Origin of the sequence: Ostreiculturibacter nitratireducens, assembly GCF_032670585.1 — a bacterium.
In the GTDB taxonomy this organism is placed as follows: Bacteria; Pseudomonadota; Alphaproteobacteria; order Rhodobacterales; family Rhodobacteraceae; genus Ostreiculturibacter; species Ostreiculturibacter nitratireducens.
Genome location: NZ_JAVQHL010000001.1, coordinates 952,988 through 970,625, shown reverse-complemented (window position 1 = coordinate 970,625; position 17,638 = coordinate 952,988). Strand labels below are relative to the sequence as shown.

The following is a 17,638-nucleotide window of genomic DNA, read 5'->3' as shown; positions in this document are numbered from 1 at the left end:
ACAAATGATAGTTTTTTTGCGATCGGTAACTGCAGATTACCGATCCGTTCGCGCGTGAATGCAGCAGCTTGGCAGAAGGAGCGCGCTGGTTGGCCAATCGCCCGTCGTACAGATCGCTGCCGCCGCTCAACGCCCTGAAGGGCTTCGAGGCGGCGGCGCGGCTCACGAGCTTCCGCAAGGCGGCCGAAGAGCTCAACCTGACGCATGTCGCCATCAGCCATCAGGTGCGCCAGCTGGAGGATGATCTCGGCTGCGCGCTCTTCCTGCGCGAAGGGCGCACCGTGACGCTGACCGAGGAGGGGCGTGTCTTCTACGACTACGCGCGGCAGGCGCTGGAGACGCTGGTGACCGGCGCCGGCATCATCCGCAGGCACGGCCCGGAGGCTGATCTCCGGATCGAGACCTACATCACGGTGGCGATCCGCTGGCTGTCGCCGCGATTGTCGCGGTTCCATGCCGCCCATCCCGATATCAACTTCTCGCTCAACACGAGGCGCACGGAATGGTGGTTCGACGAGACGAACACCGATGTCGCCATCATGTATGTCGACCGCGATCTTCCAGCGACCCTGCGTTCAAGGTTGCTGTTCGAAGGGACGCTTTACCCGGTCTGCAGCCCGTCGATCCTCGCGGCGCTGAGCCCGGTCGTTACGCCCGCCGACCTCTTCGACCTGCCCTTGATCGAGGTCTCCTCGGCGCCCAACGACTGGCGCGACTGGTTCCGGGCGGCGGGCGTCGAGAACGTGCCCACGCTGCGGTACACGAAGGTCGATACCTATGCGCTGGCGCTCGAGATGGCGATCACCGGCGCCGGGGTCGCCATGCTCAACGGTCCTTTCGCGGAAGAGGAACTCAGGCGGCGCGAACTGGTCCTGCCGGTCGATCTTGTGGCGCGCTCGCGCGGCGACTGGGCCGTGATTTACCGCGCCGACCGCGAACGCGACCGCAAGATCCGCGCCTTCGCGGACTGGCTCGTTGCCGATGTCGCGGCCGAGCGCGGTCAGACCGAGTTCGTCAATAAAAGCCGCTGAAGCGGCTGCGCATGACCGATGCGGCGCCGAAATTGACCAGGGTGGACGCGTCGAAGACTGGCAGGCCGGTGGCTTTCTGAACCGCATGGGCATAGGGCGGAAGGTCCGTGCATTCGAAGAGAAGGGCGCCGATCTCGGGGTGCGCGGCGACGAGGTCGCACGCGGCCGCCACGACATCGGCCTCGACGGCGTCGAAGTCGAGCTCGCCGCATTGGTCATGTACGGCCGCCTTGAATGCGGGCCTGTCCTCAAGCCCCGTGATGTGGAAGGCAACCTCGGCGCCGCCGAGCGCGATCTCCATGTGACGAGGGGTGAGCGAGGCGGCGCTGGCCGAGATGATGCCGACCGCCTGCCCCCGCGAAAGCCCCCGCGCGACAAGCGGCAGTTGCAGAAGGCTCGACATGAAGACCGGCACCGGCAACTCGGCCGCCATGCGCTCCTGGAACAGGATCATGAAGCCGCAATTGCCGAAGACCGCCCGCACGCCTTGCGCCACGAGCCGGCGACCCGCCTCTAGGAATGGTTCGGCGAGCCGCGCATCGGGGGTGTAGATCAGGCTTTCCATCGTCGCGCCGCGCACCACCTCGTAAAGCACCGGGAACCCGAAAGTGCTTGGATTGCCCGGCGTGCCCGGCGGGTAGGGGATAAGGCAATCCATCACGATGATGCCGACGGGCGCGCCATAGATGTCGCGGCCCTGTTGTGCCTTGTAGATCATGTCCGGAATCCTCGGAAAGAGCCGGGCGCGCGTGGCGCCCGGCTATGCGCTCAGAACGACTGCAGGCGTTTCATGCCGACGTTCTTCGACTGGTAGTAGCTCGCCAGCGCCTCGACGCCCTTCTCGCGGCCGATGCCCGAGTTCTTGAAACCGCCGAACGGGGTCTCGACGCCGCCGACGCCCCATTCGTTGACATGCACCTGCCCCGCGTCCAGCCGCTCGGTCGTCCAGATCGCGCGGTCGAGGTCGTTGGTGAAGACCACCGCAGCCAGACCGTATTCGGTGCCGTTGGCAATCTCGAGCGCCTCGCGCGGGTCGGAAAACTTCAGGACCGACAGCACCGGGCCGAAGATCTCCTCCTTGTTGACGCGGTCGTCCGGCGACACGTCGGCAAGGATCGTCGGTGCCATGAAATTGCCCTCGCGGTCGAGCTTGCGCCCGCCCGCTACCGCGCGCGCGCCCTGCTGCACGCCGATCTGTGCGTAGTTGTCGACCTTCGCAAGCTGCTCGGCCGAAATCAGCGGCGTGATGTCGGGATCGTCCATTCCCGCGCCGATGGTCAGCGCCTTGGCCATCGTGGCGAGACGGTCCACCGTCTCGTCATAGACGCTTTCATGGACCACCAGCCGGGACATGGTATCGCAGCACTGGCCCGTGTTGAAGAAGATCCCGGCCTGGGTCTGGGCGATGACATTGTCCATGTCCGCATCGGCATAGACGATCCCCGGCGTCTTGCCGCCGAGCTCCAGCACCGCCGGGATCAGGCTTTCGGCGGCCGCGTGGGCGACCTTGCGGCCGGTGACGACCGAGCCGGTGAAGACGATCTGGTCGATGCCGGAATGGCTCGCGAGCGCCGCGCCCGCCTCGTGCCCGTAACCGCAGATCAGGTTGACCGCGCCTTCGGGCAGGCCGACCTCTTCAGCGAGTTCGGCCAGCACGTAGCCCGCCGTCGGGTCGAGTTCGGGCAGTTTCACGACGCAGGCGTTGCCCGCAGCCAGCGCGGCCGACAACGAGCGCGCGATCATGTTCAGCGGGAAGTTCCACGGGATGATATGGGCGCTGACGCCGTAAGGGCAGGGGACCACATAATCGACATAGCCGTCGCCGAGCGGGATGTACTTGCCCTCGATCTGCGCGGCGAGCCCGCCGTAATATTCGAAATACTTGGCCGAGCCCTCGACCTCGCCGCGTGCCTCCGAGATGCGCTTGCCGGCGTCGAGCGAGATCAGCGTGGCGATCTCTTCGGACCGTTCACGCAGCTTGCGGCCGATCTCGGCCACCATGCGGCCGCGCGCCATCGGCCGCATATCGACGAGCGCACGCGAGGCGACGCAGCGGCGCGCGGCGGCGACGGCGCTGTCGACGTCTGATGCAGTCGCCCGAGCGACTTCGGACAGCGGTCGGCCCGTCGCGGGGTTCAGGAGCGTGATCCGCCCACCGTCGGACCCGTCGACCCACTTCCCGCCGATATAGTTCCGCCAGTAGTCCTTCATTGGTGCGCTCATGTCGTTTCCCTTTCCATGATCTTCTGTCCCGCCGCGGCGGAGGTGCCGTTCGTCGGCGTGGCGCGGTGCCACTGGCCCATGACGCGGACTTCAAGCCCGCCCTTCCAGGGGGTGAGCAGCGCGAAGGCCAGCGCCTTGCTCCGCAGATGGCCCCACCCGGCCGAGGTCGTTCGGCCGACGATGCGGCCGGTCCCGTCGCGGACGGGCTCCGTCCCGTGCGGAAACGTGTCCGTGCCGTCGATCTGAAGATGGACGAGCTGTTGCGCCGCATCGGGCGAACTGGCCGCGATGGCCGGCGTCACCTCGACATTCAGCTCGCTTGGCCAGGCGGGGATCGCGCTTTCGAGCCGGAGCGACTCGAGCGCCCGCGCGCCGATCAGGGTCGTGTCCTTCTCAAGTGCGAGGAAGACGTGGCGCAACATATCGGCGCGGACATGGAGCCGGTAGCCCGGCTGGCCGAAGGGATCGCAGCGATGGACGCGGGCCGGCGCGTAGCCGATGGTGACCGTCCGCACCGCGCCCTTCGGAAGGGCGTCATCGCCAAGCGCGGCGAGCGTGGCCTTCTGCAAAGCGTGCCGCGCCGCGGGGCCGAAGAGGAGAAGTACCCCTTCGGCGGCGGTAAGATTTTCGATCCCCGGGCCGTTCCCTTTGGGCGCGGCCCTGAGCAGGGCATCGAGAACCCGGCGTTCCTCCACTGCGGAGGTTGTCAGGACAAAGCGATCCTCGGCTTCGCACGTGACCGAAACCTCCGCGTCGATCCCGCCATTCGCGGCGAGGACGAAGCCCGCCGCCGCGAAGCCCGGCGCGGGCAGGTCCGCCGACAGCACGCTGGCAAGCAGGTCCGTGGCGCCTGCGCCCGAGACGCGGATCACGGCGCCATGGCTGACATCGGCCAGAGCCACGCCGGTCGTTGCCGCGCGGCATTCCGCGCCCACCGCCGCATGCCAGTTCGGCCGGTAGAACGAAGGTTCGTCCACGACGCCGTTCGGCGCGAACCAGTTCGGCCGCTCCCATCCGGCAACGGCGCCGAACCGCGCGCCGCGCGCGGAAAGGAGGTCGTGGATCGGCGACGTCCGCAACTCGCGCGCCGCCGGCAACTCCTCGCCGGGCTTCGGCAGGAGGTAGGTGTGCTCATAGGCTTCCTCGACCTTGCGCGCGGACCATTCGCGCGTCGCCCATTCGCCGAAGCGGCGGGAATCGCAGCACGACATGTCGATCGACGGGACATCTTCGAGGATCCATTCCGCCATCTGCCAGCCGATGCCTCCGGCGAGCGTGATGCCGAAGGGATTGCCCTCCGCCAACCAGAGGTTCTTCAGCCCGAAAGCCGGGCCGACGGTCGGCAGGTCGTCCGGCGTGTAGGGCATCGCGTAGTTGACGACCCGCCGAACGCCGGCCGTGCCGAGTGCCGGCACGCGCTCCACCGCGCGATCGAGATAGGGCAGGAGCTTTTCCATCTCGTCAGGAAAGGGCTCGGCCGTGCCCGCGGGCGGCTCCTGAACGAACCGGGCCTCGCCGCGCCCGTCATAGGCCCCGACGAGTAGCGCATCGCCTTCCTGGCGACAGTAAAAGACATCCTCTGGATCGCGCATCACCGGCATTTCCGGCAGGCCGGCGAGACGCCTTTCGGCGAGTTCGGAAAGCGGCTCGGTCACGAAATACTGGTGCCGCACGGGCACGCATTGCGCGGTCAGTCCGACCATGCCGGCGACGCGCTGGGCATGGTTGCCGGACGCGGCCACGACGTGGCGGGCGATGATCGTGCCCTGCGAGGTCTCGACCCGCCAGAAGCCGTCCCCATCCTGCGACAGCGCCGTCACTTCGCAGTTGCGATAGAGCCTGGCGCCCCCCTTGCGCGCCCCGGCGGCAAGGCTCTGTGCCAGATCTGCCGGGGCGATGTGCCCGTCGTTCGGATTGTAGAGCCCGCCGAGGATGCCGTGGGTGTTCATCAGCGGCCAGAGCGCGCCGATCTCCTCGGGCGTAAGCAGGCGCGCCTCGGCACCGGTGGCCTCGGCCACGCCCACGTAGCGGCGGAATTCGTCGAGCCGGCGCGAATGGGTCGCGAGCCGCAGGTTGCCGCATGCATGAAAGCCCGGCGACATGCCGGTCTCGGCCTCAAGCCGACCGTAAAGATCGACGCTGTGCCGGTTGAGTTGGCTGATCGTGGGATCGAGTGTGTAGAGGATGACGTGGCCCGCCGCGAAGGCGGTCGCGCCGGACGCGAATTCATGCTTCTCGCAAAGGACGACGTCGCGGCAGCCCTTCTTCGTCAGATGATAGGCGATGGAGCAGCCAATCGCGCCGCCACCGATGATGAGAACTTCCGCCCGGTCCTGCACGATCCGCCTCCCCTTCCAGCCATCGGCAGCAGATTAGGAAGCTTCCGGAGCGCTCGAAAAACGGATTATTCTCATGCCAGGCATGAATCAGATTCATGGGGGAATCCGCCTTGGCCCGCCAGCTTCCGCCGCTTTATCCGCTGCGTGCCTTCGAGGCGGCGGCGCGCCACGGCAGTATCTCGGCCGCTGCGCGGGAACTGTCGCTTACGCAAAGCGCGGTCAGCCACGAGGTCAAGGCGCTCGAGACCTATTTCGGCACGGCACTGTTCCGGCGGACGCGTTCCGGCCTCGTGCTGACGCGGCGCGGGCAGCAGGTATTCGCGGTCGCGCAAAGTGCGTTCGCCGACCTTTCGGGACTTGGTGCCGAAAGCGATAGCCGGAAGGTCACTGGCACGGTGACGATCGCTGCGCCGCCGCTGTTCTGCGCCCACTGGCTTCTGCCGAGGCTCGACCGCTTTGCGCGGGCCAATCCCCGCGTCGCGTTCCGAATTCTCAACGTGACCGTCGACCGGCCGGAACTCCTGCGAGAGGTCGATATCTCGATCGTCTGGGGAGATGTCGTGCCGCCGGGCCACGATGGCATGACGCTGATGTCCGTGACGCAAGTGCCGGTCGCCAGCCCGGCGCTGATGGCATCCATCGGGGCAGCGGAGCCGGCGGAACTTCTCCGCCAGCACCGCATCCTCCACGAAGGCAACCTGCAGATGTGGAGGAACTGGTGCGAATTGGCCGGGATCGGCGCGGTCGAAAGCCCAAATGAATGGGTGTTCGACGATCCGGCGCTGATGATCGAGGCTTGCATTCGCGGCCACGGGATCGCCCTGGGCACGCTGCCCCTGATCGACGGCCTGCTTTCGGAAGGCCGCCTCGTAACGCTCTTCCGCCAGGCACTTCCTGCCCCGTTCCAGTATTTCCTCACGCGTCCGGACCCGCGTTCCAAAGGGCACGCGGCCGGCGTCGTGTTCGACTGGCTGAAAGGCTTCTCACACGTCGGAGAGGCGGGCGGCATGCTCAGCGAGCATGCTTAGCGGACCGGGCCAAAGATGCAGGCTTTCGTCGCCCTTGGGCAGTTGCCCGCACGCGTGATCGATTTGGCAGGAACCGAGGCACGGAGCCTTCCGCCATGCCGTGCCTGTTCGGCGGCTCGGCGCACTTACTGGCGGCCAACTGCTACGCCAGATCGGCAATGATCTGCTTGCCGGAAGATCCGCTCACTTCATTCTCCGTCCCTACGTTGCGCGGGACCCTGTCGCAGTTGGGTAAGATCCCGTGGCTGGTCAGGCCAGGATCACTTGGCCGCCCATTGAATCCGAAAGCTTGCGACCGGCGTCGATCAGAACCTTTCGATAGACGTCGTAATGGCTGCGAGCATCTTCTTTTGGCGCCACGATGCAGAGTGTGGCTACACACCGGCCAGTTTCGTCTTTGACGGGCGCCGCGAGGCAATGCGTGAACGTGTCGACCACGCTGTCGAATGAGAAGAAGCCCTCCCGACGGGCCGACCGCACTTCCTCGAGGAACTTGTTCTGGTCCACCGGTTCGCCGCCCGGCAGGACGAAATCGCCCGCCGGTATGAAGGCCAGGATCTCGTCGTCGCTCATGTCGCCAACGAGCAGGCGGCCGGACGCGGTCCAGGGGATCGGGGTGCGCTCGCCGACGTCGGCGCTGATCCGGAACGGGCGGCTGCCTTCGCACATCATCGCCACATTGTATTTGTCGCCGTCCAGCACGCAGAATTGCGAAGTCTCGGAGGTCGTCGCCGTGATTTCCTTCAGCAGGGCGTCAGCTTCGCGTGCAAGGTCGAATTGCTGCTGATAGGCGAGTCCGAGGAAATAGAGCCGCCTGCCAAGGAAGACATTGCCCTGGCTGTCGACGTTTTCGAGCATCCCGTGCGCGACGAGCGACCCGACCAATTCGTAGATGGTCGATTTCGGCGCGCCCAACGCATGCGCGATCTCGTTCGGGCGCTGCGGCCGCTTGACCGAGCGCAGGTGATCGAGAATGTCGAACGCGCGGTCGAGGCCGCGTGCGCGCTTTCGTGCAGCCTGATCCTTCATGGTCCGCTCCATCCGCAGCGCAGCAAAGGGGACCGACGCCAAATCACGGTTTGCGATATGCGATACAGTCAACCTCGACCTTGCAATCCACCACCATGGCGGATTGGACGCAAGCCCGGGCAGGCGGGTGCTCGCCGAAATACTGTTCGAAGACGCCGTTGAAACTCCAGAAATCCCGCGGGTCGTCCAGCCAGACGCCAACGCGGACAATGTCTTCGACGCCGTAACCGGCATCCTTCACGATCTGCAGCATGTTCTCGATGGCGACCTTCGCCTGCTCGACGATGCCGTGCCCGACGATTTCGCCGTTCCGCATGGGAGTCTGGCCGGAAACGTAGAGCCAGCCATCGGCCTCGGTGGCCTTGGCGAAGGGCAAGGCCCTCTTTCCGCTGCCTTTGCCTTCGCCAACGCCGTGTCGCTTGATGGTCATCTGAGTTTCTCCTTCTTCAGAATTCGAAAATTGGCAGCAGGCTTGCCGCGTGATCGGAGTCATGGACTTGAAAGATCATGTCGGCCGGGCATGGATCCGGGATGCGGGGCCGATGGGTCAAGATCGCCGTGGCGAGCCATCGCGGACAACGTGTCATGTGTTTCTCCACTGTCGGACACAGGTGTCGACCGAGATAGTTCCATTATAGCGGAATGGAATCCTTTATTGTGGATTGACGCTAGTCACGCCTCTGTGGACGTGTCAATGTCCGATCGGTAGTCGCGCGCCGAACAGGCCTCCAGCAAGGAAAGTTGCCGCGGAATGGATACCCCCTGCCTTGTCGTCGACCTGTCGATCGTCGATCGGAACATCGCTCGATTTCAGAAGCTTGCGGGTTCCGCCGGGTTGAAGACGCGTCCGCACATCAAGACCCACAAGCTGCCTTTCATGGCCAAACGGCAGATCGCGGCCGGGGCGATCGGCATCACCTGCCAGAAGATCGGCGAGGCGGAAGTGATGGCGGATGCGGGGATCAAGGACATCCTGATCACCTACAATATCGTGGGGCAGCCCAAGCTCGACCGGCTGGCGGCCCTTGGCCGTCGCTGCCGATTGAGCGTGACCTGCGACAACGAGACCGTTGCGCAGGGCCTGTCGGACCGGTTCGCGGGCGAGCCGGACCCGTTGCCGGTTCTGATCGAGTGTGACACCGGGGCCGGTCGCTGTGGCGTTCAGTCGCCGGAAGCCGCGCTGTCACTGGCCCGGCGCATCCAGGCGCTTCCGGGTCTTCAGCTCGAAGGATTGATGACCTATCCGCCGATGAGCGGGAGCGAGCAGGTGGATCAGTGGCTCGCCGCGGCGCGGGACCTTCTGACCACCGAGGGCTTGCCGTGCCCCGTCATCAGTACGGGCGGTACGCCCAATCTCGGCGATCTTGCCTGTTTCCGCTCTGCCACCGAACACCGCGCCGGAACCTATATCTACAACGACCGCTACATGATCGCCTTTGGCGCCTGCGGCGAAGATGATTGCGCGGCGACAGTGCAAGCCACGGTCGTCTCGCGCCCGACGGCCGATCGCGCGATCATCGATGCCGGGTCGAAGGTGCTGAGTTCGGACCTGCTTGGGCTCGAGGACTACGGCCTGATCCGCGAGGCGCCCGGTGCGCGCATCGTTGCCTTGGCAGAAGAACATGGCACGATCGATCTTGCCGGCTCGGGCTGGGACCCGATGGTGGGCGAAGAGATATCCATCATCCCCAACCATGTCTGCGTCGTCTCGAACCTCCTCGACGCGGTGATCCTCCGCCATCCGGACGGCAGGCTGGAATCCATGCCGGTCGCCGCGCGCGGCAAGGTGAAGTGAGGGCCGCGAAGGTCCTTCGGAAAACCGACGGCGTGTGAAGGATCATTCGGAAGCTACCGTCGATACGCGACCCGGCGTGCGTCGGGGCGCCGGGAACCTGCGATTAGCCGCGACCTCGATGACGCGTCATCGACCGGACCGGGCCGCCCGGCTGCGCGCATAGCCCATTTTCGACCTATGCAAACTTCGCATCGGACCATCCGGACATAGCATTCCCCAAGGGCGGAATGATCGCCGACTGTAAACGACGATGTTCAGCGGGTGGCCAGAGCCCGGACCTGGATCGCCTCTGCACCGGCCATGCGCCGATGGTGGTCAGTTAGAAACGGAGCCCGACAATGGGAATACTCGACCGACTGAGCCTCGACGGGAAACGAGCGTTCATCACTGGCGGCAGCCGTGGCCTCGGCCGGGAAATCGCGATCTGCATGGCCGAAGCCGGGGCCGACGTGGCGCTGGTGGCCCGCGACGCGAATTCGCTGGAAGAGACCGCGGAGCGCATCCGCAAGCTTGGCCGCGACTGCTGGACCTATGTCGGGGACGTGGGTGACCCCGAGGCCTGCGAGGCCGTCTGCGTCCGGGCGCTTCAGGAGACCGACACCTTTGACATCCTCGTCAACAACGTCGGAGGGCGGCGGGCCAACATCCCGATCGAGGAGATGCCGATCGCGCAGTGGAAGGAACTCGTGGACCTGAACCTCACCTCGGCCTTCGTCTGCGCCAAGGTGATCGGCGGGGCGATGCTGGAGCGTGGAGAGGGCGGGCGAGTCATCAACCTCGCCTCGATCAACGCCCTCGTCGCGGGAAGGGGCATCGCCGGACGCCACTATGAGGCGGCGAAGGCGGGCGTCCTGATGCTGACGCGAAGCCTGGCGACGGACTGGGCGCCAAAGGGGATCACCGTGAACGCGATCTGCCCGGGGATCTTCGCGACCGACCCGAACAAGATCTGGGCGCAAAAGCACCCCGAAGTGATCGAGGCCTACGTGAAGAACATCCCGATGGGCAAGCTCGGCGAGCCTGAGGACCTGGGCCCGCTGGCCGTCTACCTGGCCAGCGACGCGGCCCGCTACATGACGGGCGCGGCCCTCGTGATCGACGGAGGCTACACGTGCTGGTGACGAACGTGGCGCCGGACGCGAGCCGCGCCACCGCAGAAGCAACAGGATTCAACGCAATCAAGAAAGGTACAAGGCCATGATACTGAACACCTCTCGAATTTCGCGTGGCGTGGCTGTCGCCGTGTCCTCCTTGCTGTTGAGCTCCACGTCCCTCTCGGCGGAAACGCTCCGCTACGCGACGATCGGCGAACCGCCGAGCCTGGACGTGCAGATGGGTACGGCCACGATCGCCGCGATGATCGGGCAGCACATGTTCGAAACCCTCTACGCCTTCGACTCGAAATACGATCCGCAGCCGATGCTGGCCGCGGGTGAAACCCTGCAGGACGATGGCCGGACAATCGTCATTTCGCTGCGGGAGGGTGTGACTTTCCACAACGGCAAGGAGATGACCGCCGAGGACGTTGTCGCGTCGCTGAAGCGTTGGGGAGAGTTCGGATCGCGCGGCAAGCTGCTCATGGCGAATGCCGTTTCGGTCGAGGCCACCGGGGATTACGAGGTCACGCTCAAGCTCTCTGAACCGAACGGCGCCTGGAAGAGCATGCTGGCGTTTCCGAACGGCGGCCCCGTCATCTACCCGGCCGAGATCGTCACCGCCGCGGCGGGCGAACCGATCAAGCCGGAGGACTACGTCGGGACCGGCCCCTTCAAGTTCAAGGAATGGCGGGCGAACCGCTACGTCGAACTCGAAAGATACGACGAGTACGACTCCCTCGATACGCCCTCCGACGGCTATGCCGGGGCGCGGTCGGCAGAGCTCGACTCCATCCAGTTCATTCCGGTTCCCGACGTCGGCACGCGCGTCAGCGGCGTTCAGGCGGGCGACTACGACTACGCCGAGTTCATCTCGGGCGATCTCTATGGCGTCCTCAAGGACGATCCGTCGGTGGCCATCCATATCAGCGGCGCACCGATCTTCGGGCTCATGTTCATGAACTCCTCGAACGGGCCGCTGAAGGACAACTTCGCGCTGCGCCGCGCGATCCTCGCGGCGCTGAACATGGAGGAAGCGCTTCGCGTCTCCGTCGGCGAAGAGGAGTTGTGGGACGCGAACGGATCGTTCTTCCCGAAGGGGAACATCTGGTACTCGGAAGCGGGCACGGAATCCTACAACCAGGGCGACGTCGAGAAGGCCAAGACCATGGCCGCCGAGGCGGGCTATGACGGCACGCCGATCAAGCTTCTGGTCTCGACCAACTACAAGGAGCACTACGACCAGGCGACAGTCTTCACGCGCCAGCTCGCGGATGCCGGCATCAACGTCCAGATGGTCGTCGTGGACTGGGCGACGCTCCTGAAGCTGCGCGGTCAGCCGGACCAGTGGGACATGTTCGTCACGCACCATGGCAACATTCCGGATCCGATCCTGCTCACGGTGATGAACGACACCTATCCCGGATGGTGGGCGACGCCCGAGAAGGCCGAACTGAACGCCACGTTCACCGGGTCGGCCGATCCCGAAGTGCGGCGCGAGGCGTGGTCCAAGCTGCAGGCACTGATCTACGAGCAGGTGCCGACCGTGAAGGTGGGCGACGTCTATTCCTATGACATCGCCTCTCCCGATCTGAAGGGAATGTGGGACCAGTCGCTGATCTGGCCGCATTTCTGGGGCGTGTCCAAGTAAGCTCGAAGGGATCCGGACCGCCCATGAGGGGATATGTCCTGAAACGAAGCGGTGCGGCCATCGCCACCCTGGTGGCCGCATCCATCGTGATCTTCCTTTTCATCCACGCCATTCCGGGCGACCCCGCCTATGTTCTCCTGGGCGATGAGGCGACACCGGAACAGGTCGAGGCCCTGCGCACGCGGCTGGGCCTCGACCGTCCGCTGGTGGTCCAGTATTTCCACTGGGTCGCGAATGTCGCGCGCGGGGACCTCGGAACATCGATCTTCTTCAATACTCCCGTCACGACGGTGATCATCGATGGGGCCGAGACGAGCCTTCTGCTGGCGGCGATCACGATGGTCTGGATCGTGCTGATCGGCGTGCCGATCGGGGTCCTGTCCGCCATTCGGCAGGGGACGTGGATAGACCAGGGGCTTTCGGGCATCGCGATGCTGATGGCGTCTGTGCCGACCTTCTGGGTGGGGCTCTACCTCATCCTCATCTTCGCCGCCTGGCTGGGGTGGTTGCCGAGTTCCGGTTATCCATCGATCTTCGAGGAAGGCGGTCTGGCGAACCTCCGTTACCTCCTGCTGCCGAGCCTTACCCTGGCGGCGCCGAACGCCGCCCTGATCTTGCGCTTGACGCGCGCATCGATGCTCGACGTCGCCAAGGAAGACTATGTGCGTACCGCTCGCGCCAAGGGCATCAGGCCCCGGCGCGTGGTCGTCAGGCATATCCTGCGCAATGCCCTGCTTGCCGTCGTGTCCGCTTTCGGCTTCACCTTCGCGGCCCTTGTCTCCGAAGCCGTCGTCACCGAAACCGTCTTCGCGTTGCCGGGGATCGGGCGCACCGTCGTCCAGTCGATCCTGCGACGCGACTACCCGGTCATCCAGGGCGTGATCCTCGTGATCGTGTTCCTCTATCTCGTCGTCAATCTGCTGGTCGACATTTCCTACCGCTTTCTCGATCCACGGGTGGAACTGGAATGACCGCGCACCTGATTTCCTCGCTGAGGCTCTTCGCGCGGCGTCCTCTCGCCTTCGGCGGCTTGGTTCTGCTGGTGGTGATCGTTGTCCTTGCCGTGGCCGCTGACATCCTCGCGCCCTACGCTCCCGAAGCGATCGAGCCCGTGAACCGCCTGAGCCCCCCGAGCTGGAGCCACTGGTTTGGCACTGACCACTTCGGCCGCGATACGCTCAGCCGGGCGATCCACGGAGCGAGGCTGGCGCTGCTGATCGGGCTTGGCGTCGTATCGTTCGCGATGATCACGGGAGTTCCGATAGGGATCGTCTCGGCGCTTTTCCCGAGGCTCGGCCGTATCCTGATGCGCATGGTCGACGTGATGATGGCCTTCCCGTCGCTGCTTCTGGCCCTTGGCCTGATCGTGATCCTCGGGCAGGGCGTGACGAATGCGATCCTGGCGATCGGCGTGATCTACCTGACGACCACCGCGCGGATTACCTACGGCGTGACGCTGCGGCTTCGCGAGGAGACCTACGTCGAGGCCGCCCGCAGCATGGGCGCGGGCACGTTCTGGCTGATCCGCAAGCACATCCTCCCGAACATGGTTTCGCCGCTTCTCGTTCAGGCCAGCTTCGTTTTCGCGTTCGCCCAACTCGGCGCCGCCTCGCTCGACTTCCTTGGCCTGGGTGCCCCGCCCGAAGTCCCGAGCTGGGGCAACATGCTGGCCGAGTCGCGCATCTACATCACGCGCGCCCCGTGGCTTCTGTTCTTTCCCGGACTGATGATCGTCCTGACGGCCTTCTCTCTCAACCTCGTCGGTGACGTTCTGCGCGACCGGCTCGACCCGCGCTTCCGGCAGATGCTGGGCAACAGGCAAAGGAAATAGCCGATGCTTAGGGTAAGCGATCTGTTCGTGGCGATCGGCAGCCCAAGTGCCGAACTCGATGTGGTCTCTTCGGTTTCGTTCGAGATATCGCGCGGCGAGGTCCTAGGGCTGGTCGGCGAGTCCGGCTGCGGCAAGAGCATGACGTCGCTCGCGATCATGGGGCTGTTGCCCCATCCCGACGTGTGGGCGCGTTCGGGTTGCATTGAACTCGATGGCGTCGACATCACGCATATGCCGCCGCACGTGCGGGTCGAGAAAGGCTGCGGCGGCGTGGCGATGATCTTCCAGGAGCCGATGACGTCCTTGAACCCCGTGATGCGCATCGGGGATCAGATCATGGAAGCAGTGCGCGTCCATGATGGAACCACAGGCGCCGAGGCGCGCAGCCGCGCGCGGGAACTGCTCGAAATGGTCCGCATCCCCGACGCGGCGCTGCAACTGAACGCTTACCCGCACGAACTGTCCGGCGGAATGCGGCAAAGGGTGATGATCGCGATAGCCCTTGCCTGCCGACCGCAACTTCTCATCGCCGACGAGCCCACCACGGCGCTGGACGTGACCGTGCAGCTGCAAATTCTCAGCCTCATCCGGGAGCTTTGCGACGAACTCGACATGGGCGTGCTATTCATAACCCACGACCTTGGCGTCGTGTCCCAGCTCGCCGACCGGGTCGCGGTCATGTATTCGGGTCGCATCGTCGAAACGGGGCCGGTCGGGATCCTGTTCGAACAACCGGTCCATCCCTACACCGAGGGCCTCATGTCCTGCGTGCCGGAGCCGTCGGCGGGCCATCACCGGCTGCGCACGATTCCCGGCCAGGCCCCAAAACCGGGGGAAATCGCGGAGGGTTGTGCATTCGCTCCACGATGCAGCTATGCGCAGGCGGTCTGCCGGGTCGGATCGGTTCCCAGGCACAGCGTCACCGCCGGCCACGAGGCAACCTGCAACTTCCCCCTGCGCGAAAGAGCAACGGCATGACCAGTCAGGACATCCTGTCGGTGCGGAACCTCCACACGACCTTCACGGCCAAGAGGGCTGGACGGAAGTACAAGATCCGGGCCGTCAGCGATGTATCGTTTTCGGTGAGGCGCGGAGAGGTCCTCGGCATCGTCGGGGAATCCGGCTCTGGCAAGACGACGGTGGGCAGGACCATCATCGGTCTGGAAAGGGCCGAGGCCGGAGACGTGCAGCTGAACGGCAAGGACATTCTCTCGAACAAGAACCGGGCCGCGCGCGAGTTGAGCCTGAAGGTGAGGATGGTTTTCCAGGATCCCTATGCCTCGCTCAATCCACGCCGGACAGTCGCCGACTCGGTCGCCGAGACGGGCGACATTCACGGCATCTTCTCAAGCCGCTCGGAGCGCGAGAGGAGGGTCGCCGAAGCGCTTACCCAGGTCGGCCTGGACCCGTCATTCGGCGCGCGCTTTCCGCATGAGCTCAGCGGCGGGCAAAGGCAGAGGGTCGGCATCGCAAGGGCAATCCTTCCCGCGCCCGATCTCATCATCGCTGACGAGCCGGTTTCCGCCCTGGACGTCTCGATCCAGGCACAGGTGCTGAACCTGATGGCCGACCTGAAGGAGCAGCTTGGGCTGACGATGATGTTCATCTCGCACGACCTCGGAGTCGTGGCCCAGATCAGCGACCGCGTGGCGGTCATGTATCTTGGAAACCTCGTCGAGGTGTCCGACGCGCGGTCGCTCTTTGATGACCCGTTGCATCCCTACACGCGGCTACTGATCGCGTCCGTGCCCCGGATCGATCCGGCGCTTCGGATCAGCGGAGGCATCGAGAAGGGCGAGCCCCCCAGCCGGTTCGCCGAGGTCAGGGGATGCCCGTTCAGCGACCGTTGCCCCATCGCCGCCGACCGGTGCCTGTCCGAGCGCCCGGAGTTGCGGCAGAAGACAGCCGAGCGCGCGGTCGCCTGCCATTTCGCGTGACGAGGCGTCATCGGATCCGGTCTGTCGCCCCCTTCGGGTGCCCGTGCGTCACGTCGGGACTTGCGCGGGCGGAGGAGCCGGGCGGCCAAGGATGAGGTCGGCGGCCTTCTCTCCGACCAGCAGGGCCGAGGCGTTGGTGTTCGCTGCAGGCATTGTCGGCAGGACCGAACAATCGGCGACCCGCAAACCGTCGATGCCGTGGACCCGGAGGTCGGGGCCGACGACGCTTCCGGGGCGATTGTGCGGGCCCATGCGGCACGTCCCGACGGGGTGGTATGTCGTGTTCCCGGTCTCGCGCGCATGAGCAAGAAGCGCATCGTCGCTGTCGGCTTCGGGGCCGGGCCATGTTTCCCTTTCGACGAATCCCGAGAAAGGCGCTTGCGCGGCGATCCGTCGGGCGAGCCGCATCGCCGCGATCAGCGACTGTCTGTCTTCTTCCTCGGCGAGGTAGTTCGGCATGAATTCCGGCACCTCGCGAACATCTGCCGAAACGGCGCGCACATGCCCACGACTTTTCGGGCGTTGCTGCCAGCACGCCATTGTCGCGCCCGGAAACCTGTCCAGCCCGGACCAGATGCCCGCAGGATAGCTCGCGGGCGTGAACGAGACCTGGATGTCGCCATGCGGAAGGGCGGGGTCAGACTTCCCGAAACAGTAGACGAGGGTCGGCGTCAGCGCGAGAGCGCCCCGGCGGAACAACCCGTATCGCGCCAGTTCGCGCAGCAGGGGCATGCCACGCACGCGTTCGTTGATGGTTCTTGCCCCGTGGACCCGCAGGACCATTCGCGCGGCATAGTGGTCGATCAGGTTCCCTCCGACGCCGGCGAGGGCATGAACGACGGGAACGCCAAGCCCGCCGAGGAGACCGGGATCGCCGACGCCCGAGACCTGGAGCAATTGCGGCGAGGCGATGGAACCGGCGCTGAGGATGACTTCGCGCCGCGCTCGCACGGTCTCCTCGCGCCCGTTCCTCAGAACGACCGCCCCGACCGCGCGCCTGCCGTCGAACAGGATGCGCAGGACCATCGCCCCCGTCATCACCTTCGTATTGCCGCGGCGCATGGCCGGGTACAGGAACGCGCGCGCCGGACTTACGCGGCGCCCACGATGGATCGACCGCTGGACGTAGGACACCCCGTCCTGCGACGCGCCGTTGTAGTCGGGGTTCCGCGGGATGCCGAGGGCCTCGGCCGACTGCATGAACGCCTCGCACAAGGCGTCGGGTTCATCCATCGCGGTGATTGTGAAGGGACCTTCCCGCCCTCGGTAAAGGTCCTCGCCGATGCCGATGCAGGATTCGCTGCGCCGGAAGTAGGGAAGCAATTCGGCGTAGCTCCAGCCATGGTTTCCCATCTCGGCCCAGCCATCGAAGTCGCTGGGGTGGCCGCGCGTGTAGACGTGGCCGTTGATGGCGCCGGAGCCGCCAAGCGTCTTGCCGCGCGACTGTATGAGCGTTCGCCCACCCGTGCCCGAATGGGGTTTGGTGGGGTACATCCAGTTGATACGAGGGTTTCCCAGCGCGTAGACGACCGCGGCGGGCACGTGGATCGAAGGATGCCAGTCGCGTGGCCCTGCCTCCAGCACGCAGACGGAGCCCTTGCCGGATTCGGACAATCTGCCCGCGACGACGGAGCCCGCACTGCCCGCACCGATTACCAGGTAGTCGAATTCCATCGACAT

15 protein-coding genes are annotated in these 17,638 nt (G+C 65.4%); 9 read left to right on the top strand and 6 right to left on the bottom strand.

Translation table 11 applies throughout. From position 1 onward, the window contains the following. Positions 1-89: 89 nt before the first annotated feature. Positions 90-1,031: a LysR substrate-binding domain-containing protein gene (locus tag ABCN56_RS04690; protein ID WP_343079606.1), complete on the top strand. Its 942-nt coding sequence runs from the start codon at positions 90-92 to the stop codon at positions 1,029-1,031. Here ABCN56_RS04690 and ABCN56_RS04685 read toward each other — a convergent pair. From ABCN56_RS04685 to ABCN56_RS04675, 3 genes are read right to left on the bottom strand one after another with little or no spacing between them, the layout of a single operon-like run. Further along, complete coding sequence (locus ABCN56_RS04685) at positions 1,015-1,749, bottom strand: aspartate/glutamate racemase family protein (protein WP_343079605.1); 735 nt, start codon at positions 1,747-1,749, stop codon at positions 1,015-1,017. The genes ABCN56_RS04690 and ABCN56_RS04685 overlap by 17 nt on opposite strands. A gap of 50 nt (positions 1,750-1,799) precedes the next feature. Continuing rightward, positions 1,800-3,254, bottom strand: a complete 1,455-nt coding sequence (locus tag ABCN56_RS04680; RefSeq protein WP_343079604.1) for an aldehyde dehydrogenase family protein — start codon at positions 3,252-3,254, stop codon at positions 1,800-1,802. Continuing rightward, a complete protein-coding gene (locus ABCN56_RS04675) occupies positions 3,251-5,593 on the bottom strand; it encodes an FAD-dependent oxidoreductase (protein WP_343079603.1) in 2,343 nt (780 codons plus the stop codon). The genes ABCN56_RS04680 and ABCN56_RS04675 overlap by 4 nt, the downstream gene beginning before the upstream one ends. A gap of 95 nt (positions 5,594-5,688) precedes the next feature. On the opposite strand from ABCN56_RS04675, the gene ABCN56_RS04670 reads away from it, so the two are divergent. Then, positions 5,689-6,621, top strand: coding sequence for a LysR substrate-binding domain-containing protein (locus ABCN56_RS04670; RefSeq protein ID WP_343079602.1), 933 nt, complete (start codon positions 5,689-5,691; stop codon positions 6,619-6,621). Positions 6,622-6,870: 249 nt separating this feature from the next. On the opposite strand, the gene ABCN56_RS04665 is transcribed toward ABCN56_RS04670, so the two are convergent. After that, entirely contained in the window at positions 6,871-7,650 is a 780-nt protein-coding gene (locus ABCN56_RS04665) for an IclR family transcriptional regulator (RefSeq protein WP_343079601.1), read from the bottom strand. A 43-nt stretch (positions 7,651-7,693) separates the two neighbouring features. Beyond that, the gene (locus tag ABCN56_RS04660) at positions 7,694-8,143 is read right to left on the bottom strand and encodes a RidA family protein (protein WP_343079600.1); all 450 of its coding nucleotides are present in this window, start codon (positions 8,141-8,143) and stop codon (positions 7,694-7,696) included. 258 nt (positions 8,144-8,401) lie between these two features. Here ABCN56_RS04660 and ABCN56_RS04655 point away from each other — a divergent pair, with 258 nt between their 5' ends. The 7 genes from ABCN56_RS04655 to ABCN56_RS04625 all read left to right on the top strand — a co-directional run bounded on the left by ABCN56_RS04655 (position 8,402) and on the right by ABCN56_RS04625 (position 15,958). After that, positions 8,402-9,445, top strand: a complete 1,044-nt coding sequence (locus ABCN56_RS04655) for a D-TA family PLP-dependent enzyme (RefSeq protein WP_343079599.1) — start codon at positions 8,402-8,404, stop codon at positions 9,443-9,445. Between the two features lie 338 nt (positions 9,446-9,783). Next, positions 9,784-10,566: an SDR family NAD(P)-dependent oxidoreductase gene (locus tag ABCN56_RS04650; protein WP_343079598.1), complete on the top strand. Its 783-nt coding sequence runs from the start codon at positions 9,784-9,786 to the stop codon at positions 10,564-10,566. A 136-nt stretch (positions 10,567-10,702) separates the two neighbouring features. After that, positions 10,703-12,190 carry an ABC transporter substrate-binding protein gene (locus tag ABCN56_RS04645; RefSeq protein WP_343079597.1) on the top strand — a complete coding sequence of 496 codons (1,488 nt, stop codon included), beginning with the start codon at positions 10,703-10,705 and terminating at the stop codon, positions 12,188-12,190. Positions 12,191-12,213: 23 nt separating this feature from the next. Continuing rightward, the gene (locus tag ABCN56_RS04640; protein ID WP_343079596.1) at positions 12,214-13,161 is read left to right on the top strand and encodes an ABC transporter permease; all 948 of its coding nucleotides are present in this window, start codon (positions 12,214-12,216) and stop codon (positions 13,159-13,161) included. Next, on the top strand, positions 13,158-14,021 hold the full coding sequence (locus tag ABCN56_RS04635) for an ABC transporter permease (protein WP_343079595.1): 864 nt from the start codon (positions 13,158-13,160) through the stop codon (positions 14,019-14,021). Before ABCN56_RS04640 ends, ABCN56_RS04635 begins: the two co-directional genes overlap by 4 nt. 3 nt (positions 14,022-14,024) lie before the next feature. Beyond that, positions 14,025-14,999: an ABC transporter ATP-binding protein gene (locus tag ABCN56_RS04630; RefSeq protein ID WP_343079594.1), complete on the top strand. Its 975-nt coding sequence runs from the start codon at positions 14,025-14,027 to the stop codon at positions 14,997-14,999. Beyond that, entirely contained in the window at positions 14,996-15,958 is a 963-nt protein-coding gene (locus ABCN56_RS04625) for an ABC transporter ATP-binding protein (protein ID WP_343079593.1), read from the top strand. Before ABCN56_RS04630 ends, ABCN56_RS04625 begins: the two co-directional genes overlap by 4 nt. Before the next feature lie 48 nt (positions 15,959-16,006). Here the strand turns inward: ABCN56_RS04625 and ABCN56_RS04620 are convergent, their stop codons facing one another. Next, entirely contained in the window at positions 16,007-17,632 is a 1,626-nt protein-coding gene (locus ABCN56_RS04620; RefSeq protein WP_343079592.1) for a GMC family oxidoreductase, read from the bottom strand. Positions 17,633-17,638: the final 6 nt, after the last annotated feature.

Excerpts from the sequence above, each read along its gene's own strand:
- ABCN56_RS04685 (WP_343079605.1), bottom strand. The coding sequence starts at position 1,749 with ATGATCTACAAGGCACAACAGGGCCGCGACATCTATGGCGCGCCCGTC.
- ABCN56_RS04680 (WP_343079604.1), bottom strand. The coding sequence starts at position 3,254 with ATGAGCGCACCAATGAAGGACTACTGGCGGAACTATATCGGCGGGAAG.
- ABCN56_RS04670 (WP_343079602.1), top strand. The coding sequence starts at position 5,689 with ATGGGGGAATCCGCCTTGGCCCGCCAGCTTCCGCCGCTTTATCCGCTG.
- ABCN56_RS04665 (WP_343079601.1), bottom strand. The coding sequence starts at position 7,650 with ATGAAGGATCAGGCTGCACGAAAGCGCGCACGCGGCCTCGACCGCGCG.
- ABCN56_RS04660 (WP_343079600.1), bottom strand. The coding sequence starts at position 8,143 with ATGACTCCGATCACGCGGCAAGCCTGCTGCCAATTTTCGAATTCTGAA.
- ABCN56_RS04655 (WP_343079599.1), top strand. The coding sequence starts at position 8,402 with ATGGATACCCCCTGCCTTGTCGTCGACCTGTCGATCGTCGATCGGAAC.
- ABCN56_RS04650 (WP_343079598.1), top strand. The coding sequence starts at position 9,784 with ATGGGAATACTCGACCGACTGAGCCTCGACGGGAAACGAGCGTTCATC.
- ABCN56_RS04640 (WP_343079596.1), top strand. The coding sequence starts at position 12,214 with ATGAGGGGATATGTCCTGAAACGAAGCGGTGCGGCCATCGCCACCCTG.
- ABCN56_RS04635 (WP_343079595.1), top strand. The coding sequence starts at position 13,158 with ATGACCGCGCACCTGATTTCCTCGCTGAGGCTCTTCGCGCGGCGTCCT.
- ABCN56_RS04630 (WP_343079594.1), top strand. The coding sequence starts at position 14,025 with ATGCTTAGGGTAAGCGATCTGTTCGTGGCGATCGGCAGCCCAAGTGCC.
- ABCN56_RS04625 (WP_343079593.1), top strand. The coding sequence starts at position 14,996 with ATGACCAGTCAGGACATCCTGTCGGTGCGGAACCTCCACACGACCTTC.
- ABCN56_RS04620 (WP_343079592.1), bottom strand. The coding sequence starts at position 17,632 with ATGGAATTCGACTACCTGGTAATCGGTGCGGGCAGTGCGGGCTCCGTC.